Origin of the sequence: Salegentibacter salinarum (genome assembly GCF_900168115.1) — a bacterium.
GTDB classification, from domain to species: domain Bacteria; phylum Bacteroidota; class Bacteroidia; order Flavobacteriales; family Flavobacteriaceae; genus Salegentibacter; species Salegentibacter salinarum.
Map to the genome: position 1 here is coordinate 1 of NZ_FUZC01000019.1, position 23676 is coordinate 23676.

A 23676-nucleotide genomic window follows, 5' to 3' on the forward strand; every position below is an offset into this window, starting at 1 on the left:
GACGTCTAAGGATGTGTATCTGGAAACAATGGAAACGCATCCGCACGAAAGGAAAGATGCTTATCAAGCTTGGCCTGAACAAGTGGAAAGCGTGGGAATATGCCAACACGAGGAAAAGCTACTGGCATACAGCTAACAGCTTTATCCTCAAAAGGACTATTACCATCCACAGACTGAGACAGGCTGGTTACACTTCTCTTCTGGACTATTACCTTAAAGTTAGAACGTAAATTAGGGAACCGCCCAGTACGGAACCGTATGCTGGGTGGTGTGGGAGGACAGGTAGGGAAATAATCCTTACCTTTCTACCCGATCGTGACTTTAGAATATCTACAATTAAGAGGGGGTTTAATAAAAGTTTCTAAAAGAAGGGAGTTATTTTTTGCTTCATTTTTCAAGTTAAAACCTCCTAAACTTGCGTCAAGTGAGTTTATTTGTATTTTTGAAGCCTAAATTTGTGCGGATGAATTATATATTATTTGACGGTTCTGCCAGGAACCGCTTACTCCCTTTTACCTTTACGCGGCCTGTAGCCGATATTAGAGTTGGTATTCTTACAATTCGGGAAAAATGGGAATTCCTTTTAAAATCTACCACTTCTACAGTTACTGAAGATTATTTAGCCGGAAAATGGCCTATGGTAGAACTGGAAGAAAACATAATGATAAATGCTTCTTTTCTTCCAAATCCTGAATTTTTACAACAATTACAAAATCTAAAGCCTAACCAGGCAATTTTTCATAAGGAAGATATTGTCGCTTTTCACGCTTATAAAGATCAGGAAGTGGCTTTAGGTGATTATGAGCAAAAAGAGTTGGCCGATGGAGTAATTCAAATAAATAATTCCTGGGATATTTTTTCAAAAAACGGGGAGGCCATTGAAGCTGATTTTGAAATTATAACCAAAGACCGACAATCCCAACCTATTCACGATTCTAATTATGTGAAAAACCCGGAAAGGATTTTTATTGAAGAAGGAGCCGAGGTGGAGAATTGTTCGTTAAATGCTTCGTCCGGTCCAATTTATATCGGGAAAGATGCAAAAGTACTGGAAGGAAGCCTTATAAAAGGGGCCCTCGCGGTTTGCGAAGGTGCTTTGGTGAAAATGGGTGCTAAAATTTACGGTCCCACTACACTTGGTCCTGGATGTCGTGGTGGTGGCGAGATAAACAATGCTGTGCTTTTCGCGAATTCTAATAAAGGTCACGACGGATATTTAGGAAATTCAGTTTTAGGGGAATGGTGCAACTTGGGTGCTGATACTAATAATTCCAACCTGAAAAATAATTATGCTGAAGTGCGTATTTGGGATTACGAGACTGAAGGTTTTGCTAAAACGGGATTACAGTTTTGCGGATTGATGATGGGCGATCACAGTAAATGCGGAATAAATACGATGTTTAATACCGGAACTGTGGTTGGCGTGAGTGCAAATATTTTTGGGGCAGGATTTCCACGAAATTTTGTACCCAGTTTCAGTTGGGGTGGCAGTGCCGGGATGACGGTTTACAAAACCCAAAAAGCTTTTGAAGTGGCTGAAATTGTATTGAACCGCCGAAACGTAGAATTTTCAGAAGATGATAAAAAAATCCTGGAACACGTTTTTGAGGAAACCAGTAAGTGGAGGAGAGGTTAAATGCTCGTTTTTTAATTAGAACATTACTTTCCAAAATATTATTATAAAAATCAATATAGAGACAGTGGAGAATATCAATAATTTCCGCTGTCTTCTTTTATTCTCCAGTCTTATCTTCCTTCTTATTTCAAGGATTTCAGCTGAATTTACTTCTTCAGATTTAATCCCCTTAATTCCTGAGCCGGTAGACTTTTGAAACTTATCGGTTTTCGATTTTCTTTCTCGACGATTATTTTTAAAAATTACATTGGCACCGCTTGAACTTCCTCCAAAACCCATATCCTTTAAATTAAGATAATATAAACCTTCATTCTCCTTTCAATTTAAGAAGTTTTCCTAAAAAAGGTAGCTTCATAAGTATTGCTATTCCCAACATTATCGGTTGCAATAATTTTTAACTGATTTTCGGTATCGGTTACAACAGCATCGCTAAAATCGTGGGTTAGCGTGTTGTTTTTATATTCATATTCCATTAGGATAAATTTCCCATTTACCGTTGCCCGGTAGCTTTTAATGCCGGATAGGTCATCGCTTATTTTTACCTGTAAAGTATTATTGCTGGAAATCCACTGACCATCGCTAAAATTGGTAGGCCATATCTTTGGCGGCGTAACATCTGATGCAAGGGTATATTCTCCAAAATTTCTTGTACCGGTGGTAAAGCGGTTTGCTTTTTTGTAAGTTGAAGAATAAGTGGGCCTGTTTCCATATCCTAATCTCGCGATAAAAAGTTTTTCTTTTTCTTCAGCTGTATATTCGCTTACATCAAAACCTACTGTGATATTTTTATGAAGAGGAGTATGGTCGTGATGCACTTTCACTTTATTTTCTCTAAATTCAATATCCAGGTAGGTGTCATTATAAAGACTTCCTTTTGGAATATAAATGTCCATGCCATTAGCTTCGGCAGCGAAGGGCTGATTTGCCTGAGCAAAGTAATCGGTTTTATCTTCTTTTTTAGGCGGAATATCGTTGCGCTGCATGCCCTGGATAGGAATCCGTATCACTCGCTGGTTTCCGGCAAAATCGCTCACCTTAATCGTGTAGTTGTAATTAAGGCTATCCTGAATATGTAGCTCTCCTTTATTTACTACATCTTCATAAAGACTTAACGGATTTCCGTCTTCAACAAAGAGTTTTTGAATACGTTTTCGGTTTTTACTATAATATTCATAATCGATTAACTGATTAAGATGACGGGTTTCAGCAAAAGAAAAGCGCTTAAAGGGTAAGGTGAATACACGATCTCCATTTAGCTTAGCTTCAATATGATAAACTCCATTTCGGTTAGGTGCTCCATCTTGCTGATCTACCGATGAAACTCCAAAACCAATATTTCCACAAGCATCTATTTCATTTGCAATATAAGTTCCATCTTCGAGTGGGGTAAGGTTTATTTTTTGTCGTTCCCGTGAATTATTTACGTGCGCTTCTTCGTCTAAAGGATAGGCATAAACTCCGTCAATTATCGGGGCACGATTATCTTTAATATTAAATCCAAACATTTTTGGGTTCATAGGGCGTTGGCTCCCATCCCGAATTTCAAAATGCAGGTGAGGGCCGCCACTGCCGCCTGTATTACCGCTAAACGCGATTAGTTCGTTGGCTTCAACCTGTAATTCCCCCGCTTCAGGAAAAAGCTCTATCTCGTAAGTTTCGTTAGCGTACTGCCGCTTTTTTACAAAGGCTTCAATTTCAGGCGAAAATTCTTTTAAATGGGCGTATACAGTGGTATAGCCGTTAGGATGTTGTATATAAAGTGCTTTTCCGTAGCCATAATGTTGAATATTAATTCGGCTAACATATCCTTTAGCCGAAGCAACTACATTTAAGCCTTGTCTTTGCTGGGTTTTAATATCCAATCCACTATGAAAATGATTAGATCTTAATTCCCCAAAAGTACCCGAAAGAACAAGTGGAACTTCAAGTGGTTTCTGAAAATAATCTTGCGGAAGCTGCGCCTGGGCGAGGATTGCAGTGCTAAAGAATAAAAGGATTACAGCTAAAATAGATTTCATATTAATTTTTTATTTGGGGTATAACCTGGCGGTAAAGTTAATCAAAGTTTAACCAAAAATTAAAGCCTTAGTGCTTAGAAACTTAGCAATAGTCCTGCCGATTTTTAAAAATAGACGAAAAAACAATTGGCATATTAGAGCGCGAATGTTAACTTTGTGGGGATAAGCATTACATTTGGCTTTTATGAGTGAATTGACAGAAATCGTTGATAGCCTTGAGAATAGGATTAGTAAACTGCTTCATAAGTACGAAAATTTAAAGCAGAATCACCGTTCTTTAGAGGAAGAAATGAGCGCTGTTAAAGAAGAAAATCTAAGATTAACCCAAAAAATTGAAGGCTCTAATCAGGAAATTCAAAACCTCAAAGCCGCCAATGCAATGCTGGGCAGTACAGAATTCAAAACAGAAACCAAGCTTAAATTAAACAGCTTAATAAGAGAAATTGATCAATGCATTGTTCAATTATCTGAATAATAAATATGGCCGATAAACTTAAAATAAAACTTTCTATTGCAGATCGTGTGTATCCTTTAACTATAAATCCCCAACAGGAGGAAGGTTTACGCAAGGCGGCGAAGAAAATTGAGGCTATGATTAAGCAATTTGAGCAAAGTTATGCCGTGCGGGATAAGCAGGATGTATTAGCAATGTGTGCTTTACAATTTGCCGCCCAAACCGAGCAAAAAGATATAGAAAGATCTACCGATTCGCTTAAAGCAGAAGATAAATTAAAATCGCTTAACGATTTGCTGCAGAAGCACTTGGTGTCATAAACGTTCTTTAAATAAATAAAGGTTACTGCCTGTATTAGTGATATTTTGATAAACTCAACAGAGATTCTTTAAAGAGGGTGAGTCTAAGTTGTAAAAGCGCGCCGCTCCCGTTTTTCGGGATGAGCGGATTCTTGATCAGCTTGTTAGCCCTAAACTTGTTTTTAAGGAGTTTAATCCAAAAACCTATCTAATACAGGCTTTTTTTATACATAAATTTTAAATATGGAGATATTATTAAATATAGTTATTGGGGTAGTTGGTATAGCAATTGGATTTGCCATTGCCAAGCAGTTGGAGCGAAAGAGAGCTTCACAAACCATTAAGAACGCCAAGAAAACTGCGGCTAATATTCTTAAAGAAGCAAAATCTGAAGGAGAAAGTATCAAGAAAGATAAGATACTTCAGGCCAAAGAGAAATTCATTGAATTAAAATCTGAGCACGAGAAAGTAATTCTTAATCGTGACAAAAAGATGAATGATGCCGAAAAACGCATCAGGGATAAGGAATCACAGGTTTCGGGAGAACTTTCTAAAAACAAGAAACTCAATAAAGATTACGAAGATAAATTAGCCGATTATAATCAGCGTGTAGAATATCTTGAAAAGAAACAGGATGAAATTGATAAACTTCGCAACAGCCAGATTCAGCAGTTAGAAGTGATCTCCGGTCTTTCTGCTGATGAAGCCAAGGCACAACTTTCTGAAGCGCTAAAAGACAGTGCAAGAACAGATGCTATGGCCCTGATCCAGGATACCATAGAAGAAGCTAAACTTACCGCACAGCAGGAAGCCAAGAAAATTATTATAAACACCATCCAGCGTATAGGAACTGAAGAAGCCATTGAGAATTGCGTTTCTGTGTTCAATCTTGAGAGTGATGATGTAAAAGGTAGAATTATTGGTCGTGAAGGTAGAAACATTAGGGCACTGGAAGCCGCTACCGGTGTAGAGATTATTGTTGATGATACTCCGGAAGCTATTATACTTTCCTGTTTTGATTCTGTTAGAAGGGAAGTTGCTCGATTATCGTTGCATAAACTGGTAACTGATGGTAGGATTCACCCTGCCAGGATTGAAGAGATCGTTAAGAAAACCCGTAAGCAAATTGACGAGGAAATTATTGATATTGGAAAACGTACGGTCATTGACCTTGGAATTCACGGTTTAAACCCTGAATTAATCAAGTTAGTCGGCCGAATGAAATACCGTTCATCTTACGGACAAAATTTATTACAACACTCCAGGGAAGTTGCTAAACTTTGTGGAGTGATGGCTTCTGAGCTTGGAATTAACCCTAAATTGGCCAAACGTGCCGGATTACTCCACGATATTGGTAAAGTGCCGGAAACCGAAACAGAAGTGCCTCACGCGATCCTTGGAATGCAATGGGCCGAGAAACACGGGGAAAAACCGGAAGTTTGTAATGCTATCGGTGCTCACCACGACGAGATAGAAATGAATTCTTTGCTTTCTCCAATTGTTCAGGTTTGTGATGCTATTAGCGGCGCAAGACCGGGAGCGAGAAGACAAGTGCTTGATTCTTATATTCAGCGTTTAAAAGATCTTGAAGAAATTGCTTTTGGATTTGGTGGTGTTAAGAAAGCCTATGCTATTCAGGCAGGACGTGAACTACGAGTAATTGTGGAAAGCGAGAAAGTAAACGATGAAAAAGCTTCAAATCTTTCTTTTGAAATTTCACAGAAAATCCAAACCGATATGACTTATCCTGGTCAGGTTAAAGTGACTGTTATTAGAGAAACCAGGGCAGTAAATATTGCTAAGTAGATATATTAGATAATATTTAAAAATACCTTATACAAAGTGTGTTTGGAAATCCTTATTTACGTCATTCTGAATTTATTTCAGAATCTAAGATGTTAGACCCTCTGAAACCAGTTCAGGGTGACGGTGTAAAAGCTTCCAGACACCCTTTTTACTTTTAACTAATTAAGCTTTATAATCATCATCATCGTAGATATTCTCGTAAGAATTTCCTTTGGTGACAAAAAATTCGCCGGTTACATACCGGTAATGTTCGTCTAAAGCAGCAATTTTTTCTAAATCTTCTTCATTTAAATTAAGTCCGGCGCTGGCAAGATTTTCAATAATCCTTTCTTCATTGGTAGACTTTGGAATTACCGCGGTTCCGCGCATTTCATTCCATTTTATTAATACCTGGCCTGCACTTGCCCCGTGTTTTTTAGCAATCTTTTTTATTACCGGGTTTTCAAGTAATGAAGGTTCGTCTTTAGCTTTCATTCCATCAGGACGGTCGCCGCTTCCCAGGGGAGAGAAAGCCGTAAGGTGAATATTATGCTTACTGCAAAATTGCAATAATTCATTTTGCTGCAAATAAGGATGTAATTCTACCTGATTTATTTCTGGATAGTCTGAAGTTTCTTCCATTAATCCCTCCAGGTTCATTGTGCTGAAATTTGAAACCCCAACATGCTTTACCAAACCTTGTTTTTTGGCTTCAAGCATCATTTTCCAGGTTTCAATTAGTGGTACTTCTTCTAATGATAAATATTGGTCATCGTTTTGGGGAAAATCCACCTCGGGTTTAAATGCCACCGGCCAGTGAATTAGATAAAGATCTAAATAATCTAATTGCAGGTCTTTCAGTGTTTTTTTCAATGCAGGAATCACATCTTCTTTTTTATGGGCGTTATTCCAAAGTTTTGAAGTAATCCATACCTCTTCCCGTTTTATCTTTCCCTCAGAAGAAACCTCAGCGAATGCTTCACCTACAGCGTCTTCATTGCCGTAAGTGGCGGCGCAGTCTATATGTCTGTAACCGTTATTCAATGCGATTTTTACCGCATTTTTCACTTCATCTTTTCCAGATTTCCATGTACCTAATCCTATGGCCGGCATCTCATCGCCATTCTTAAATTTTAATGTTTTCATTTTTGAATTGGTTTAAATTTTTCTTCGCAATTTTTAAAATACAATGGCCTTAAAATAATAATAAATACAGGCTTTTTGATGATTTGAAACCTGTTTAACCGAACTTTAATATAAGTTATCGCCTTGGGTGAAATTGTTCCATAACTTCTCTAAGATGTTTTCGGTCTACGTGCATATACACTTCAGTAGTGGTAATGCTTTCGTGACCTAACATTTGTTGAATAGCGCGTAAATCGGCCCCGTTTTCCAGTAAATGTGTTGCGAATGAATGTCTAAAAGTGTGCGGACTTATCTTTTTCTGAATTCCGGCTTTTTCGGCAAGTCTTTTTATAATAGTAAAGATCATTGCCCGGGTGAGCGGGTTGCCTCTTCGGTTTAAAAATAAGGTATCAGAAGCATCTTTATTGATCTTTTGATGAATTCTAACCTCGTCTTTATAAATATTGATATACTTCTGTGTGTATTCTGAAACCGGTACAAAACGTTGCTTATTTCCTTTACCGGTTACTTTTATAAAGCCTTCTTTAAAGAAAAGATCTGAAATCTTTAATTCTGTAAGTTCGCTAACTCGCAAGCCACACCCGTATAAAGTTTCAAGGATGGCACGGTTACGTTCCCCTTCAGCCTTGCTCAGATCTATAGTTGCGATAAGCAGGTCTATTTCTTCAGTAGAAATGGTATCAGGCAATTTTCGGCCTATTTTAGGCGATTCTATGAGGTCTAAAGGATTGTCTTTGCGGTAATCTTCAAAAACCAGGTAATTAAAAAATCCGCGTAAACCAGAAATTATGCGTGATTGGGAACGGGCATTAACATCGCCGGCAATTTCATAAATAAATTGCTGTAAGATTTCTTCTGAAATTTGAATAGGTGAAACTTCTATATTTTTAACGCTTAAAAAGTTAATAAGTTTCACAACATCCAGCCTGTAATTGGTAATGGAGTTATCTGAGAGTCCGCGTTCTATGCGAAGATAGTTACAATAATCCTGTAATGCAGAGGCCCATTTCATACGTTAAAGATAATAAACAATTTGCCTTAATCTTAGTAATACTTTAGGCTTACATAACATTTTATTAAGAAGCCTGTTCCTACATTTGCCCTTGTAACACTAACAAAAATGAAAGTAATGAAAAAGTCGATTTTAATTGCATTAATTACCGTATTTGGTTTTACTACCGCGGCAAGCGCACAGGAATTCGTGTATTTTGGAGCCAAAGGTGGTGTAAATTTCACCAATATGTCTTCAGACGGATTTGAGGATGAGAAAAGCCGAACAGGATTTCACTTAGGTTTACTTTCTGAAATTCCTTTAAGCGAACGTTTTTCCCTTCAGCCAGAGGTGCTTTATGCAACTCAGGGACTGGAAGCAAATAGAACTTTCGCCGGACAGAATTTTAATGGAGAGTATCAGCTTGATTATATTCAAGTACCTGTTTTAGCTAAGATCTATCTTATTGATGGATTATCAATCGAAGCAGGGCCTTCTTTTAACTTTTTGGTAGAAGAAGAGTATGACTTTGAAAGTAGTATGGGTGATGCAGAATTTGATACTGAAGCCGGAAGTACTTTTGAATTTGGAGGGGCAATTGGTGCTTCTTACAAATTTAACAACGGGTTCTTCTTATCTGCGAGATATACTCAAGGATTTACAGATGTATTTGATAGCGATAACTGGGATGACGATGCTATTAAAAATAACGGGATCCAGGCAGGTATTGGACTAATGTTTTAATACAGCATATTAACACCTATGAATAGAAAGCGGGAACTTAATGGTTCCCGTTTTTTTTATACCTGAAATCCTGTAATTCGCTACTAATGTTTGTACTAATTGCTGCTTACAATAACTTTACGTAAGTAACCAAAAATGTATAATTATGAAACGACTAGTACTTGTTATTTGTTTTGCTTTATTGGGGGCCACTGTTATGCAGGCACAAAGCGGATTAAGAATTGGCGCAAATGTTGGCTTACCAGTTGGAGATATAGAAGAAGTTAGTAATTTCCAGGCAGGGGCAGACTTAGCTTATTTGCTTGGCGTGGCAGATATGCTATATATAGGTCCTAAAATAGGCTATACCCAATTTTTTATGGAAGAAGATAATTTTGGAGGCTTTGAAGTAGACGACCCTGCATTTCTCCCTATCTCCGCATCAGGACGTATTTCACTCGTAAGAGGTTTCTTTTTCGGAACCGATTTAGGCTATGCGGTAGGTTTAAATGATGGTAACGATGGTGGCTTTTATTATCGGCCACAAGTAGGTTATAATTTCGGAATTATAGGCCTTGTAGGATCTTATACCGGAATTAGCGCAGATGACGGTAGCTTTGGTGCCATAAACCTGGGAATTGAATTCGGATTGTAACTAAAATTAATCAACCAGAAATTACCCTTCTTAAAAATTGAATTTCCCTAAAAGGATCTTTCTTTTTTCTGAAGGGTTTTTTATAGATCAACTATATCTTATTTTTTACCTTTACGGGTATAACCAACTAAGCGGTAAAAAATGAAAATAATGATTATTAACGGTCCCAACCTAAACCTTTTGGGCACCCGTGAACCTGATACCTACGGAAATAAAAGTTTTGACACCTATTTTTCTGAACTTCAGTTTAAATTTCAAAAAACCGAACTTTCTTATTACCAAAACAATGTAGAAGGGGAGCTCATCAATAAACTTCACGAAGCCGATAAAGATTTTGACGGGATTGTTTTAAATGCAGCCGCTTACACACATACTTCGGTTGGATTGGGAGATGCGGTTAAAGGCATAAAAACTCCGGTAGTAGAAGTGCATATTTCTAATACCCATTCCCGGGAAGAATTCAGGCATAAGTCTTATATCGCACCTAACGCTAAAGGGGTAATTCTTGGTTTCGGACTTTTAGGATATGATTTGGCTATTCAAAGTTTTTTAAATAAAAAATAATGAAAAGAGCCTATCTAAACTGGAGTAGTGGAAAAGATGCCGCACTAGCGCTATACAAAATTCAGCAGGAAGGAGAATATTCGGTGCAAAAATTAGTTACTACGGTAAATACGGAATTTAACCGAATCTCTATGCACGGTGTGCGAATAGAATTACTCCTAAAGCAGGCAGAATATTTAAACCTGCCACTTCAGCAGATAGAATTGCACGGAGAGGTTTCTATGGAAGATTATAATGAGGTAATGAAAATAGAAACCAACAAGCTTTTAGATGAAGGTTTTACTCATAGCATTTTTGGAGATATTTTTCTGGAAGATCTAAAGGATTATCGTGAAAAGCAATTAGAAGAAATAGGAGTAAAGGCAGTGTTTCCGCTTTGGAAACAAAATACAAAGGCGCTTTTAAAGGAATTTATTGCCAACGGATTTAAAGCGATCGTAGTATGCGTAAACACCGATAAACTCGATAAATCTTTCTGCGGAAGAATTATAGACCCAAGCTTTTTAAACGATTTACCGCCGAATGTAGACCAGTGTGGCGAAAATGGCGAATTTCACACTTTTGTTTTCGACGGACCCATTTTTAAGAAGCCCATTGAATTTGAAAAAGGGGAGATGGTTGAGAAATCTTACAAACCCGTAGACGAATCAGACAATAATTGCTTTTCTGAAGATCAAAAATCCTGGGATACCAGTTTTGTGTATTGTGATTTGTTGTTGAAGTGATTTCTTAAGTTGTTGAAGTGATTTCTTAAACGGTAAACTAACAATTTGTGTCATTGTGAGGAGGTAATAGCTGACGTGGCCGTCTAAAGATGATAGTAAATAAATTTAGAGATTACTTCACTGCGTTCGTAATGACGGGCTTAACAAACAACAAAATCCCCGAAGCAGAATTGTTTCGGGGATTTTGTTTTTATAATTTATGCTTCTTAAATATGAATTACTTCATCGTAAGCAGCAGCAACAGCTTCCATTACCGCTTCACTCATTGTTGGGTGAGGGTGAACAGCTTTTAATACTTCGTGGCCTGTAGTTTCCAGTTTACGTCCAAGAACCGCTTCAGCAATCATATCGGTTACTCCGGCGCCAATCATATGGCAACCTAACCATTCGCCGTATTTAGCGTCAAAGATTACTTTTACGAATCCTTCCGATTTTCCTGCAGCTTTTGCTTTTCCTGAAGCAGAGAATGGGAATTTACCAACTTTAAGTTCGTATCCGGCTTCCTTTGCCTGCTTTTCAGTCATTCCAACCGATGCGATTTCAGGAGTTGCATAAGTACAACCGGGAATGTTCCCGTAGTCTAATGGCTCAACGTCCATTCCTTTGATTTTTTCAACACAAAGAATTCCTTCTGCAGAAGCAACGTGTGCCAGCGCAGGGCCGTGCACCACATCTCCAATTGCATAAATCCCGTCTACATTGGTTTTATAAAAATCGTCTACAACAATTTTATCTTTATCGGTTTTGATCTTAAGATCTTCAAGACCTATATTTTCAATATTGGTTTTAATTCCAACTGCAGAAAGTACGATATCAGCCTCCAGGGTTTCTTCGCCTTTTTTGGTCTTCACCTTGGCTTTTACTTTTTTACCTGAAGTATCTACACTTTCTACCGAAGAATTGGTCATTACTTTAATTCCCGCTTTTTTCATGCTGCGCTCAAATTGCTTGGAGATCTCTTCATCTTCCAAAGGCACCACGTTTGGTAAAAATTCTACCACGGTCACCTCAGTTCCCATAGCATTATAGAAATGAGCAAACTCAACGCCAATAGCACCAGAGCCAACCACGATCATAGATTCTGGTTGTTTTTCCAGGCTCATTGCTTCACGGTAGCCAATTACTTTTTTACCATCTTGTTTAAGGTTTGGCAATTCGCGAGATCTAGCCCCGGTAGCCACAATAATATTATCAGCCTGATATTCTTTGGTTTTATCGTCTTTATCTGTAACAGCGACTTTCTTCCCGGATTTCAATTTCCCGAAGCCTTCAATTACGTCAATTTTGTTCTTTTTCATTAGGAACTGAACCCCTTTACTCATTCCTGCAGCCACATCGCGGCTACGTTTTATGACCTTTGAAAAATCCTTATCGGCTTTTTCAAGACTTAATCCGTAATCTTCGGCGTGTTTCAGATAATCAAAAACCTCGGCACTCTTTAAAAGGGCTTTGGTTGGGATACACCCCCAGTTTAAACAAACACCTCCAAGGCTTTCTTTTTCTATAATTGCGGTTTTAAAACCTAGTTGTGAAGCTCTAATGGCGGTTACATAACCTCCCGGGCCACTACCTAAAACAATGATATCGTATTTACTCATATTCGGAATTTTTTATAATGCTTAGTTATTCTCCCGAGGCAAGCCAGATTGTAATGAAAAAGGCATACTTCAGGACTAATTTTAAATCTCGCTTAGCGACTGAAGTTGCGAATTTAAGGAATAAACATTTAAACTGAAAGTTTTCGCTATGAGTATAGTTGCAAAGAAAATAGAAAATAAATCAGGTTTAATTTAATGGTTAATTTGAAGAAGATTTGGAGTCATTTAAAATTTAGAATTGACACAACAAATTTCTTAAATAAGAAAGACCCCACAGGTTTTAAATCTGTGAGGTCTGTTTTGAATAAAAGTTAGTCTTACTTAAGACTTCCTACTTTTTTCACATCACTTTCTTTTAGATCAAGTGCGTTCATAACCGCGTTTATATCTGAGGTATCAACTCCTGTACTTTGCTCGAAGTCTGACGGTACCACTACAACTCTATAATATTGATTTGAAGTGAAGGAAGCATCTAGATTCTCTAAATCAAAATCAGCTTCAATTAATAACTCAACATCCTGATCGGTATGATTTGAAGAAATTTGTAGAATGCCTTCATTGAAAAAATAGCTTTTGGGAATTAAATTCCAGGTTTCTACTCCTTCAATTGTTTCCAGTCTATAAACTAAAATAGCATCTGAGGGTTTTTCAGTTGTTGGAAATTCCAATAAGGAAAAATAAATATTATCGTCTTCAACGTATTGAAACTCTACATCATATTCATAACTGATGCCAACAATATCAACGCCGTTTTCACCAGGAGGACCTGGAGGTCCCTGAGGGCCTTGATCTCCTTCACAGGCTGCAAATAAAAACGTGGTCATAAATAAAATTGAAAATAGTTTTTTCATAATCATAGGTGTTAGGTTGTTATTTATTAAAATTAATACTGGCCGAGTTTACGCAGTAGCGCTGGCCGGTTTCTGTAGGTCCATCATCAAAAACGTGGCCAAGATGTCCTCCGCAGCTAGCACATAGAATTTCAGTTCTAATCATTCCAAAGGTTTTATCCTGTACGTATTCCACTTTTCCTTCTATAGCTTTATCAAAACTGGGCCAACCGCAGCCACTTTCAAACTTGGCTTCGCTGTCAAATAATTTTTCACCACAACCGGCGCAAAAATACTCACCATCTTCAAAATGCATATTGTATTTCCCGGTGTGTGGTGCTTCTGTTCCTTTCTCTCTCAATACCCGAAATTGTTCTTCAGAAAGTTGTTCTTTCCATTCGGTTTCAGGTTTTTCTATACTATACTTTTTCATTCTTAATTTTTTTGTTATTTCCGTCCCGAAAAAAACGGGAAAAATTATGCTGGAAATCTTAAATTATTTTATTATTTCCGTGAAAACGAAAATCTATTTTTCTTCTGGTTCAAAATCCATCGCAATCCCATTAATACAATGTCTTTTGCCGGTGGTTTCTTTTGGCCCGTCCTCAAAAACGTGGCCTAAATGCCCACCGCAACGAGCGCAGTGTACTTCGTTTCTTTGGTAACCTAATTTAGAATCGGTACCATAAGCCACACCGCCTTTAATAGGGCGATCAAAACTTGGCCAGCCTGTACCGCTCATGAATTTATGTTCGGTTTTGTAGAGTTCATTTCCGCAGGCGGCGCATACAAAGGTTCCCTGTTCTTCAATGTCGTTTAAAGGGCTCGAAAATGAAGGTTCTGTAGCCGCTTTTCTTAAAACCTTATACTCAGCATCGCTTAATTCGGCTTTCCATTGTTCATCGGTTTTGGAAACTTCAAATTCCTCTTTTTTTTGCTGGTCCTTTTCCTGATCTTTTTGAGCATTACCCTGGCAGCTCATCACAAAAACTGCGAGTAAAATTGGTATTATCTTTTTCATTGTTTTTTTAAGTTTAAATAGCTTTTTATTTAGAAAAAAAAATAGCCATCTTGAAAACCCGGATGGGTTTTTTCTTTTAAAAGTACAAAGATTATACCGCGATGAACGTTGTGATTTTGTTAATTACTTTAGAATCACCCAATATACGGCGGTGTCCCAAACCTTTTGTGATAAAGAGTTCGCTGTTTTCTAATGCCTCGTGGATATCGTAAGCTGAAGATATTTCAACATCTACGTCATTTTCATCATGAACAACAAGAGTAGGTATCTTTACTTCCTTAGCCGAAATTGCCCCAGAATAACTATCCATATCAATATCGAATTTTTTATCGAAATGAGCTTTCATCTTATCGGCTACCTTGCGGTTCATTTTAAGGTTTTGTGCAAATTCACGGGTTATATGGGTAATACTGTTAGCTGTCCCTATAATTACTAGTTTTTTGGTATTTAAACCTTCTTTTACGGCTCTTAGTGTAGCCATTCCGCCCAGGGAATGACCAATAACAGCCTCAAAAGGACCATATTTTTCATCTAAAAACTGAATGGAATCTATAAAATCCAGCATCATACTTTTCCTACCCGGAGCTTTACCGTGGGCAGGAGCATCAAAGCTAATGGTACTATAACCTTCAGCCTTTAAAGTTTCAGCTATTTTGGCTAACTGGGTACCGCGACCACTCCAACCGTGCACCAATAAAATTTTCTTTTTGCTTTCACCATATTCATATACCACAATTTCACGGCTGGTTTTTGGGATTTCTGCCCGATATTGTTTAGAAAGCTCATCCATATTTTTTTCCCGTTCTGGCAGCTTATATTTAAACGGGGTTAAGAAAAGTTGCCCCGCAAACCTGCTGGCCACAAAAGGCGAAAGTTTAGAGAGTACGTTACCGGTATATCTAATATAATTTGGCACAAGTAATCTTTGTACCGGGATTTGATCTTTTTGTTTTTTATTCATCTTTAATTTTGGGTAATTAAACCGCAATTTACATATTTCCTAAATGTCATACGGTAGAAGGAATGCCTATCTACGGGATAATTCTCTTTGTGGTATCATTTTTGAAAAGTGTAAACTGTTAAATGATGCTTAAAGCGATAAACAAGCATTCAATGCTTTTGTAATTTTAACAAAACTAAACCAAAACATATGAAACTTAAAAAGACAATTAGCGTGATTGCGGTTTTACTGCTCGTGATAGCTTGTAAAACCAATCCCTTTACCGGAGAAAAGAATTTGAATTTTGTCTCTAACGATCAGTTATTTCCTGCTGCTTTTCAGCAATATGATCAATTCTTGTCTGAAAATGAAGTTGTAACCGGTACCGCTGAGGCACAAATGATTAAACGTACTGGAAGTAAAATTGAAACTGCCGCAGAGAGATATCTTAATGCTAATGGGTACCAGGGATTTTTAGAAGATTTTAAATGGGAATATAATCTTGTAAAAGATGATGCGGTAAATGCATTTGCAATGCCAGGGGGAAAAATAGTTTTCTTTACCGGAATTTTACCGGTAGCTGAAACCGAAACCGGGGTAGCTGTAGTTATGGCTCATGAGATCGCCCACGCCCTTGCCGATCACGGTGCACAAAGAATGAGTGCTGCCCAGTTGCAACAACTTGGTGCAGTGGCAGGTTCAGTAGCCGTAAGTGGTAGAAGCCAGGAAACCCAACAAATATTTGCACAAGCTTATGGTTTGGGAACTCAAGTTGGAGTAATGCTTCCTTTTAGCCGAAGCCACGAAACCGAGGCCGATAGAATTGGATTAACCTTAATGGCAATTGCCGGATATGATCCTTACGAAGCTGCCGATTTATGGAGAAGAATGGCGGCACAAAGTGATGGCCAGGCTCCACCGGAGTTTTTAAGTACTCACCCTGCTAACCAGACCAGGATTAATAACCTGGAGAAATGGGCTCCTGAAGCTGAGGCCGAAGCTAAGAAGTACGGTGTTACCAGTTTTCAATAGAATATAACATATAAATTATATGAAAAAGCTGTCTTTTAAGGCAGCTTTTTCTATTTTAGGGCTCGTTAAAATATTCTGCGTAAATGAATAAACTTCCCAAAGGGCATAAAAAATTATTACATGCCTGGGCTTTCTATGACTGGGCGAACTCGGTTTACAGTCTCGTAATTTCTTCCGCTATTTTTCCTATTTTTTATGGAGCACTTACCATTGTAAAAGATGAAGATGGTACCATCCTGGACGATACCGTAGACTTTCTTGGTTTTAGTATTAATAACGATTCTTTAATAAGTTATGTTACAGCAGCTGCGTTTTTAGTGGTTTCTGTTTTAAGTCCGTTTTTATCCGGTATTGCCGATTATGTGGGAAATAAGAAGAATTTTTTAAAGTTTTTCTGCTATTTGGGAGCGCTTTCCTGTATAGGTCTTTTTTGGTTTAGTCTCGAATTTCTCTGGTTTGGCCTATTGTGCTATTTTCTTGCGCTTATAGGCTTTTGGGCAAGTTTGGTATTTTATAATTCCTACTTGCCAGATATTGCTTTTCCCAATCAGCAGGATAAAGTTAGCGCGAAGGGTTTCTCCCTGGGTTATATTGGTAGTGTGATCCTTCTGGTGATTTGCCTTTTAATGATTCTTAATTTTGAAACATTTGGTTTTGAAAGTGAAGCTTTACCCACACGTTTATCTTTTGTTTTAACCGGTGTATGGTGGATTGGTTTTAGCCAATATACTTATGCCTATCTACCTAAAGGAAATAAGAAGGCCGCTTTTACTAAAAATGTTCTTTTTAATGGTTTCAGGGAACTTCGTGGAATATGGATTACCCTGAAACACAATATTCAACTGAAGCGATATTTAGCCGCGTTTTTTGTTTACAGTATGGCGGTACAAACCATTATGCTGGTAGCAACTTATTTTGGAATAGAAGAATTAGAGTGGGGGGAGCAGGACGCAACAACGGGATTAATTATAAGTATTTTATTAATTCAACTGGTGGCTGTAGTGGGCGCAACCTTGACCTCGAGGCTGGCGATAAAATTCGGAAATATTAAAGTCCTTATTTTCATAAATTTAATCTGGATCGCCATCTGTGGTTATGCTTTTTTTATCGTGAGTCCGCAACAATTTTATGTAGCTGCGGCTTCGGTAGGTTTAGTTATGGGCGGGATTCAGTCGCTTTCGCGGTCTACTTATTCTAAGATGCTTCCGGAAAATGCGATAGATACCGCGAGTTATTTCAGTTTTTATGATGTTGCTGAAAAAATAGGAATTGTAATAGGAATGTTCCTGTACGGAATTGTAGCTCAAATCACTGGGAGTGTTAGAAATTCAATCTTATTTTTAGTGATCTTTTTTATTGGAGGAGTAATTTTATTGCTGCGGGTACCCATAAAAAATCCCGTCTCGAAAGACAGGATTTAATAATTTTTCTTTTTCGTTTTATTTCTTCTGAATATTAATTTGAAGAAATTGAGCCCGAACCGGAAGTTTTAAAATCCTGATTTTCTGGGTTTCCTTTATATTTTATATCTCCCGATCCCATTACTTTGGCTTTCAACTTCTTATTTGCTGAAATTTGAATATCTCCGGAACCCATTACGGTAGCTTCAACATTTTCTGCTCTTAAGTCATACGCTTTAAAATCGCCAGAACCGGTCACTTTACAATCAAAATCCCTGGCTTTTCCTCTTAATTGAATATCCCCCGACCCGGTTACTGCACCTTCCAGGTTTTCAACTTCCAGGTCTAATTTGATATCACCTGAACCCGTAAGCTTGGTGCTGAAGTTTCTTGCAGTAATTGTAGCAGAATTCCAAAGATCTCCGGAGCCGGTTACTTCAACCGCATCTAAATCTTGAAATGGCACCGTTACTTTTATGCCTTTATTTCTTGAAGGTCTTAAATTATAACCTTTTTCGATTGAGATTTTTAAGGTGCCGCCGTTTACTTCAGTAGTAATATATTCCTGAAGGTTGCTTTCAGCTTCTACAGTTAAATTTCCTTCGGAGCCTGAAACCAGTTCAACATCCATAGAACCTACCAGGGTAATTTCGTCATAATCGCCGGTGTTCCTTTTTTCTGAAGTCATTTCACCGTTTCCTTTTATGGTTTCGTTACTGCCCCACCATTGCGCCTGGACTGGTGAGGATGCGATAAATAATACTGATAAAATTAAGATTAGTTTTTTCATAATTTAAGTTTAATGATTGATGAATTGTTTTAAAGTGAGTAAAATTATTTTCGGTTTTGTTACTCGATAATCGAGATTTAAATGCTCTGAGGTATTTTACTGTTTGTTGAAAGTTACATTTCCATAACTGGTATTGATAAAAATGCTGTTACCTGAATTTTCTTCAAGATGATAGCCTTCAAAAAGTTTACTGGTATTCTCGTCGTGGCGTTTTCTAATTTGCATCTCGTCCAATCCTTTTGCATTGCCGTAAGATGATTTTACCGTAAAATTAAACGGATGTTCTCTGTCGTAACCTAGTTTTATACCAGCATAATCGGTGTTTATCTCTACTTTAGAAACTCCTTTTAAGATCTTATCTATAGTAGCCGAACCATAATCGAGGTTGAGATCCAGAGATTCAAAAACACGGCCTATTTTAGTGCTTAGATAGTCCCCATTGCCTACAATTCTTTTCGCTTTTTCAATATTTATACTACCATAATCACAGTTAAAATCCAGCTGGGCAACTTTTTTAATCCTGGAATCGGTATAATCGGCACTAATATTTAGTCTTTCGGCTTCTTCAATTTCGTAACCGCTATAGTCGGCTTTTATCTCTGCATTTTTCACGAAACCTATGTGGCTGTTACGCGTGTAATCAAAATTAAGAAGATTGGAATTTCCACGTAATTCGCCAATATCAATTTTTCCATAATCGCAGCTTATTTTTGCATTCCCCAGGAGCCGGTCTATGTAAATTCCGCCGTAATCGTTTTCTATATCTACACTATGTCTTTCTGGCGCTTTTATGGTGTAATTGATTTGCATATTTACATTACCTGAACTATTAAAAAGCGAGCTCCACCAGGATCTATCTTCTCTTGTGAAATGAGTTTTTGCACTCACACCAGAGGCAGACTGATTAAATTCTATACTGATTTCATCTAGTTTTTGTTGTACTTTTTCCTCATCATCGCCATTAGTTTTTATGTTGACTTCTATTACCACTTTATTTTGATCCCAGGTTGAAATATCTACATTTCCGTAACTGTTATCTATGGTCAGCATATCGGTAGCGCTCACATTATAAGATTTTGTGACTTTTTTCTCTTTGGTATGCCTGCCGTTGAGGTCGCCGTGACAATAGCTTAAAGCCGGGACAAGCATAGTCACCATTAATATTTTAAATATAGTTTTCATCGCTCTGTTTTTTTAGGGTTTTAATATTTTCTATTTGTTCAAGTACTTCATTTAATAGATCTATTCTCTGCTGAAAATTGGATATCATCGCGTAGATAACCCGTTTATCTTTACCGCTGTTTTGTAAATCTTTTTTCAGTTTTGTGTATTCGTTTTCCAGTTTTTCAAGTTGGGTCAAAGCATCTTTTACAATCGCTTCGGTTCCAGGGGTATCTTCAGTTTCAAGAGTTGCCAGTTCGGTTTTTATAAGCTGGGTGTAAAATTGCTGGGTTTCTTTCATTTCAGGAGAAACACTTGCTAATTCTCCAGAATTCCCGCGTGTGTTTTCATTAAAAAATCCGGTAAAAACCATAAAAGCTATCGCAAGAATTGCAGCCACCGATAGCATTGGCGCCCAAAGGCTTCTCTTATGAGGCCTGCTGCCTAATGGTTTGGTTTGGTTATTCTGTTCCTCCAGTTTTTTCAGAAATCTTGTTTTGTGTCCTGAAGCAGGTTCTTTATTGTCAAAGTCCAGCTCTTTAAAAAGCTCGTATGTATTATCGTTTTTCATAATTTTATAAATTGAACTAATCCTGAAATCATTACAGGTTAGTTATTTTTTCCTGGTTCTTTGCCGGTTTTTGGGTCCGGCCTCATGCCGGTTTCATCTTTCAGCAATTTTTTTCTTAAACTTTCTTTTGCTCTCGAAATCATAGTTCGGGAATTGGCATAACTTAAATTTAATATCTCGCCAATCTCTTCGTAATCGTAACCTTCTATTAAGTGCAGCGTTAAAGCGACGCGGTAATTTTCTTTAAGCGAATTGAGCGTTTTTAAAATCTTATTTACCTTTTCATTTTTAGAATCTTCTTCCAGGATAATTCCTTCACTTTCATCTATTTCATTCTTCAGCTCATCGTTATAGGCTACTTCGTTTAATTTTACCTTTTTATTGAATGCATTAATACTTAGGTTTACCACAATCCTTTTTAACCAGGCCCCAAAGGTGGAAGTCCCCTGAAAGCTATCTATCTTTGCAAATGCTTTTAAAAATGCTTCCTGCATAATGTCTTCAGCTTCAGCTGTATCGTTAACAATACGCAGGGAAGTATTATACATAGCTTTGTAATAGCGCTCGTAAACTTCCATTTGTGCACGCTGGTCATTTTTTCGGCAACGTGCAACAAGATCATTGATATGTGTGATGGTTGGTGTCAATTAAAACTATCTTGTTTCTATACTAAAGATAGCTTTGAATTTGATTTGTTACAGTTTTCAGAAAAAAAATCTGAAAAAGATGGTGGCACAGGAATTGACTACTTCTAGTAGAAATTGCACGAAAAGCAGCTTAGTTTACTGAGCATAAGACTTTAAAGAAAAAGAAAAGATTAAGAACCACAAGCTGTTTGTGACAGTTTGACTTAAAATAAATTATGGCTAAAACTAAATTGACGAGTTTTGACAGTTTGTCATTGCAAGATATAGATCAGGATGCAGATTTAATTCCCTTAATGACGCCAGAGGATGAAGAAGAAATAAACAGGGAAGAATTGCCTTCAACTTTACCAATACTTCCGTTAAGAAATACAGTGTTATTTCCCGGGGTGGTAATACCAATTACGGCCGGAAGGGATACTTCTATTAAATTGATTAATGAAGCAAACAACGATTCAAAGATAATCGGGGTTGTTGCACAAAAAGATGAAGAAGTAGAAAATCCTTCTGCAAAGGATATTTATACAACCGGTGTTGTTGCGCGTATTCTTAGGGTTTTAAAAATGCCCGATGGAAATACTACGGTAATTATCCAGGGAAAAAAGCGTTTTGAAATTGATGAAATTGTCAAAGAAGAACCTTACCTAACAGCGAAAATTAAGGAAGTTCCTGAAGCAAGACCGGAACTTGATAATAAAGAGTTTCCTGCGATTATAGATTCTATAAAGGAACTTGCACTACAAATTATAAAGGGAAGTCCTAATATTCCAAGCGAGGCTTCTTTCGCGATTAAGAATATAGAAAGCTCTTCTTTCCTAATCAATTTTGTGTCTTCCAATATGAATCTTGCGGTAGAAGACAAGCAAAAATTACTGGAAACCAACGATCTTAAAGATCGCGCCCTGGCTACTTTGCGGCATATGAATATGGAGTTTCAGAAACTGGAACTTAAAAATGATATTCAGAGCAAGGTGCAAAGTGATATGAGCCAGCAGCAGCGTGAATATTTTCTTCATCAGCAAATGAAAACCATCCAGGAAGAACTGGGCGGCGTTTCTCATGAAGATGAAATTGAAGAGATGAAACTTCGCGCCAAAAAGAAAAAATGGGACGAGAAAGTTCAAAAACATTTTGATAAGGAAATTTCTAAAATGCAGCGGATGAATCCGCAGGTGGCAGAATATTCAATTCAACGAAATTATTTAGACTTGTTCTTGGATCTTCCGTGGAATGAATTCAGTAAAGATAAATTTGATTTAAAACGAGCAAAGAAAATTCTGGATCGCGACCATTATGGTTTAGACGATGTAAAACGCCGAATTATAGAATATTTAGCGGTTTTGAAACTTCGTAACGATATGAAGTCGCCAATTCTTTGTCTTTACGGACCTCCCGGAGTTGGTAAAACTTCGCTTGGTAAATCTATGGCCGAAGCTTTAGGAAGAGAGTACGTAAGAGTTTCTCTTGGTGGCTTACGCGATGAAGCTGAAATACGCGGACACAGGAAAACTTATATCGGGGCGATGCCGGGTAGAATTATCCAATCGCTCAAAAAAGCGGGCACCAGCAACCCGGTTTTTGTTTTAGATGAAATTGATAAATTAAGTATGGGCCACGCCGGTGATCCTTCTTCAGCATTATTGGAAGTATTGGATCCCGAACAGAATAGTGAATTCCACGATAACTTCCTGGAAATGGGCTTTGACCTTTCTAAGGTAATGTTCGTTGCAACGGCCAATACTTTGAGTACCATTCAACCGGCACTTAGAGACCGTATGGAAATTATAAATGTTACCGGTTATACCATAGAGGAGAAGGTAGAAATTGCCAAGCAGCATTTACTTCCAAAGCAATTAAAAGAGCATGGACTAACAAAAGAGCATATAAAGATTGCCAAGCCGCAATTAGAGAAAATTGTGGAAGGTTATACCCGGGAATCTGGTGTTCGTGGTTTGGAAAAGCAGATCGCAAAAATGGTTCGTCACGCCGCCAAGAATATTGCGATGGAAGAGGAGTATAATGTTAAAGTGACCAACGAAGATGTTATAGAAGTGCTTGGAAGTCCAAGACTGGAACGCGATAAATATGAAAACAATGAAGTTGCCGGTGTGGTAACCGGTTTAGCCTGGACGCAAGTTGGAGGTGATATCTTATTTATTGAGTCTATTCTTTCTAAAGGAAAAGGAAACCTGAATATTACCGGTAACCTTGGAAAAGTAATGAAAGAATCGGCTACCATTGCTATGGAATATATGAAGTCTAACGCCGAAGAACTTGGTTTAGATCCTACTATATTTGAAAAATACAATGTACACATTCACGTACCTGAAGGTGCTACGCCTAAAGATGGACCAAGTGCAGGGATAACAATGCTTACTTCTCTGGTTTCGTTATTTACACAGCGAAAAGTGAGGAAAAGTGTCGCTATGACTGGAGAAATCACCCTTAGGGGAAAAGTACTTCCGGTAGGAGGGATTAAGGAAAAAATTCTTGCTGCGAAACGTGCGCGTATTAAAGAGATCATTCTTTGTAAAGAGAACGAACGTGATATAAAAGAGATAAAAGCAGATTATCTAAAAGGACTTACTTTTCATTATGTAAATGAAATGAGCGAAGTTATAGATCTCGCCATTACAGATGAAAAAGTAAAAAACGCTAAAACGCTTTAATTTTAAAAGCTGTTTGGGGACATC

Annotated in this window: 23 protein-coding genes and 1 other RNA gene; 12 read left to right on the forward strand and 12 right to left on the reverse strand. The window is 37.7% G+C overall.

Annotated elements, in window-relative coordinates:
- Nucleotides 1–463: 463 nt before the first annotated feature.
- Nucleotides 464–1636, forward strand: a complete 1173-nt coding sequence (locus tag B5X53_RS16590) for a GlmU family protein (RefSeq protein ID WP_079714350.1) — start codon at nucleotides 464–466, stop codon at nucleotides 1634–1636.
- A gap of 323 nt (nucleotides 1637–1959) precedes the next feature.
- Here the strand turns inward: B5X53_RS16590 and B5X53_RS16600 are convergent, their stop codons facing one another.
- The gene (locus B5X53_RS16600; RefSeq protein WP_079714352.1) at nucleotides 1960–3654 is read right to left on the reverse strand and encodes a M23 family metallopeptidase; all 1695 of its coding nucleotides are present in this window, start codon (nucleotides 3652–3654) and stop codon (nucleotides 1960–1962) included.
- 184 nt (nucleotides 3655–3838) lie between these two features.
- On the opposite strand from B5X53_RS16600, the gene B5X53_RS16605 reads away from it, so the two are divergent.
- From B5X53_RS16605 to rny, 4 genes are all read left to right on the forward strand, one after another.
- On the forward strand, nucleotides 3839–4129 hold the full coding sequence (locus tag B5X53_RS16605) for a hypothetical protein (RefSeq protein ID WP_079714353.1): 291 nt from the start codon (nucleotides 3839–3841) through the stop codon (nucleotides 4127–4129).
- 5 nt (nucleotides 4130–4134) lie between these two features.
- The gene (locus tag B5X53_RS16610) at nucleotides 4135–4428 is read left to right on the forward strand and encodes a cell division protein ZapA (protein ID WP_079714354.1); all 294 of its coding nucleotides are present in this window, start codon (nucleotides 4135–4137) and stop codon (nucleotides 4426–4428) included.
- A gap of 52 nt (nucleotides 4429–4480) precedes the next feature.
- Nucleotides 4481–4600: non-coding RNA, 6S RNA (gene ssrS, locus B5X53_RS16615), on the forward strand.
- Between the two features lie 50 nt (nucleotides 4601–4650).
- Entirely contained in the window at nucleotides 4651–6213 is a 1563-nt protein-coding gene (rny, locus tag B5X53_RS16620; RefSeq protein ID WP_079714355.1) for a ribonuclease Y, read from the forward strand.
- A 162-nt stretch (nucleotides 6214–6375) separates the two neighbouring features.
- On the opposite strand, the gene B5X53_RS16625 is transcribed toward rny, so the two are convergent.
- Both B5X53_RS16625 and xerD read right to left on the reverse strand, forming a co-directional pair.
- Nucleotides 6376–7338 (reverse strand): aldo/keto reductase, encoded by a 963-nt coding sequence (locus B5X53_RS16625; RefSeq protein WP_079714356.1) that lies wholly within the window; start codon nucleotides 7336–7338, stop codon nucleotides 6376–6378.
- A gap of 115 nt (nucleotides 7339–7453) precedes the next feature.
- Complete coding sequence (gene xerD / locus B5X53_RS16630) at nucleotides 7454–8350, reverse strand: site-specific tyrosine recombinase XerD (RefSeq protein WP_079714357.1); 897 nt, start codon at nucleotides 8348–8350, stop codon at nucleotides 7454–7456.
- Nucleotides 8351–8467: 117 nt separating this feature from the next.
- On the opposite strand from xerD, the gene B5X53_RS16635 reads away from it, so the two are divergent.
- From B5X53_RS16635 to B5X53_RS16650, 4 genes are all read left to right on the forward strand, one after another.
- Nucleotides 8468–9073, forward strand: coding sequence for a porin family protein (locus B5X53_RS16635; protein ID WP_079714408.1), 606 nt, complete (start codon nucleotides 8468–8470; stop codon nucleotides 9071–9073).
- A gap of 145 nt (nucleotides 9074–9218) precedes the next feature.
- Nucleotides 9219–9707 (forward strand): hypothetical protein, encoded by a 489-nt coding sequence (locus B5X53_RS16640; protein WP_079714358.1) that lies wholly within the window; start codon nucleotides 9219–9221, stop codon nucleotides 9705–9707.
- 141 nt (nucleotides 9708–9848) lie between these two features.
- Nucleotides 9849–10271: a type II 3-dehydroquinate dehydratase gene (aroQ, locus tag B5X53_RS16645; protein WP_079714359.1), complete on the forward strand. Its 423-nt coding sequence runs from the start codon at nucleotides 9849–9851 to the stop codon at nucleotides 10269–10271.
- Complete coding sequence (locus tag B5X53_RS16650; protein ID WP_079714360.1) at nucleotides 10271–10996, forward strand: Dph6-related ATP pyrophosphatase; 726 nt, start codon at nucleotides 10271–10273, stop codon at nucleotides 10994–10996. The genes aroQ and B5X53_RS16650 overlap by 1 nt, the downstream gene beginning before the upstream one ends.
- Nucleotides 10997–11202: 206 nt before the next feature.
- Here the strand turns inward: B5X53_RS16650 and lpdA are convergent, their stop codons facing one another.
- The 5 genes from lpdA to B5X53_RS16675 form a co-directional block, all read right to left on the reverse strand.
- Complete coding sequence (lpdA, locus tag B5X53_RS16655) at nucleotides 11203–12594, reverse strand: dihydrolipoyl dehydrogenase (protein ID WP_079714361.1); 1392 nt, start codon at nucleotides 12592–12594, stop codon at nucleotides 11203–11205.
- Nucleotides 12595–12911: 317 nt separating this feature from the next.
- A complete protein-coding gene (locus tag B5X53_RS16660; RefSeq protein WP_143533273.1) occupies nucleotides 12912–13445 on the reverse strand; it encodes a hypothetical protein in 534 nt (177 codons plus the stop codon).
- 19 nt (nucleotides 13446–13464) lie between these two features.
- Complete coding sequence (gene msrB / locus B5X53_RS16665) at nucleotides 13465–13857, reverse strand: peptide-methionine (R)-S-oxide reductase MsrB (protein WP_079714363.1); 393 nt, start codon at nucleotides 13855–13857, stop codon at nucleotides 13465–13467.
- Nucleotides 13858–13950: 93 nt separating this feature from the next.
- On the reverse strand, nucleotides 13951–14445 hold the full coding sequence (msrB, locus tag B5X53_RS16670) for a peptide-methionine (R)-S-oxide reductase MsrB (protein ID WP_079714364.1): 495 nt from the start codon (nucleotides 14443–14445) through the stop codon (nucleotides 13951–13953).
- Between the two features lie 91 nt (nucleotides 14446–14536).
- On the reverse strand, nucleotides 14537–15406 hold the full coding sequence (locus tag B5X53_RS16675) for an alpha/beta fold hydrolase (protein ID WP_079714365.1): 870 nt from the start codon (nucleotides 15404–15406) through the stop codon (nucleotides 14537–14539).
- A 189-nt stretch (nucleotides 15407–15595) separates the two neighbouring features.
- Between B5X53_RS16675 and B5X53_RS16680 the strand changes: the two genes are divergently transcribed.
- The gene (locus B5X53_RS16680) at nucleotides 15596–16417 is read left to right on the forward strand and encodes a M48 family metallopeptidase (protein ID WP_079714366.1); all 822 of its coding nucleotides are present in this window, start codon (nucleotides 15596–15598) and stop codon (nucleotides 16415–16417) included.
- Nucleotides 16418–16500: 83 nt separating this feature from the next.
- On the forward strand, nucleotides 16501–17838 hold the full coding sequence (locus B5X53_RS16685) for an MFS transporter (protein ID WP_079714367.1): 1338 nt from the start codon (nucleotides 16501–16503) through the stop codon (nucleotides 17836–17838).
- Nucleotides 17839–17872: 34 nt separating this feature from the next.
- Here B5X53_RS16685 and B5X53_RS16690 read toward each other — a convergent pair whose 3' ends face one another.
- The 4 genes from B5X53_RS16690 to B5X53_RS16705 all read right to left on the reverse strand — a co-directional run bounded on the left by B5X53_RS16690 (nucleotide 17873) and on the right by B5X53_RS16705 (nucleotide 20986).
- The gene (locus tag B5X53_RS16690) at nucleotides 17873–18607 is read right to left on the reverse strand and encodes a head GIN domain-containing protein (protein WP_079714368.1); all 735 of its coding nucleotides are present in this window, start codon (nucleotides 18605–18607) and stop codon (nucleotides 17873–17875) included.
- A gap of 96 nt (nucleotides 18608–18703) precedes the next feature.
- Complete coding sequence (locus B5X53_RS16695; protein WP_079714369.1) at nucleotides 18704–19789, reverse strand: hypothetical protein; 1086 nt, start codon at nucleotides 19787–19789, stop codon at nucleotides 18704–18706.
- Complete coding sequence (locus B5X53_RS16700; RefSeq protein ID WP_079714370.1) at nucleotides 19773–20339, reverse strand: hypothetical protein; 567 nt, start codon at nucleotides 20337–20339, stop codon at nucleotides 19773–19775. The genes B5X53_RS16695 and B5X53_RS16700 overlap by 17 nt, the downstream gene beginning before the upstream one ends.
- Before the next feature lie 38 nt (nucleotides 20340–20377).
- Nucleotides 20378–20986, reverse strand: coding sequence for an RNA polymerase sigma factor (locus B5X53_RS16705; protein ID WP_079714371.1), 609 nt, complete (start codon nucleotides 20984–20986; stop codon nucleotides 20378–20380).
- 215 nt (nucleotides 20987–21201) lie between these two features.
- Between B5X53_RS16705 and lon the strand changes: the two genes are divergently transcribed.
- On the forward strand, nucleotides 21202–23652 hold the full coding sequence (lon, locus tag B5X53_RS16710; RefSeq protein WP_079714372.1) for an endopeptidase La: 2451 nt from the start codon (nucleotides 21202–21204) through the stop codon (nucleotides 23650–23652).
- Nucleotides 23653–23676 lie beyond the last annotated feature (24 nt).